The sequence below is a fragment of the Fibrella forsythiae genome (genome assembly GCF_017353175.1).
Taxonomy (GTDB): domain Bacteria; phylum Bacteroidota; class Bacteroidia; order Cytophagales; family Spirosomataceae; genus Fibrella; species Fibrella forsythiae.
Map to the genome: position 1 here is coordinate 1 of NZ_JAFMYW010000070.1, position 496 is coordinate 496.

The 496-nt window shown below is 60.5% G+C and carries 1 protein-coding gene; it reads left to right on the plus strand.

Annotated features, from left to right (window positions below; genetic code table 11):
• On the plus strand, window positions 1-496 hold a 496-nt coding region (locus J2I46_RS32690), incomplete at both ends, for a serine hydrolase (protein WP_207333317.1).

Genomic DNA, 496 nt, shown 5'->3' on the forward strand with positions numbered 1-496 from the left:
GACCATCTACGCAACACTGGCCAAGCTACTGGAGGATTCACTGCGGCCCAAGGATATAGGCTACGCCTTCACTATTTATCAGGGCGCGACCAGAATGGCCGCCGGGTCAGGCGGTCTGGCCGTCCGGGAGGCGGCCAGTGGGTTCACCATTGACACCAAGCTGCACCTGGCCAGCGTCAGCAAAACCATCAGCGCCTTCACCCTGGTTGCCCTGGCCGCCCGTAAGGGGCTTAGCCTGCGGACTCCCATTGCCGCCTACCTGCCCCAGCACTGGCCTCAGGGACCCGGCATCAGCCGGATCACCTTTAGCGACCTGTTGACGCATCAAAGCGGCCTGATCAGTCCCAACCAGGGCCTGCCCCAGGAGGATAACGAATATGACTTTCTGGGGCAACGAATTGCCACGGGCGTAACCGCCTACGGGCAATACGCCTACCAAAACATCAATTTTGCCTTGCTGCGGGTGTTGATTCCCGCCCTGATGGGCTACACCTAC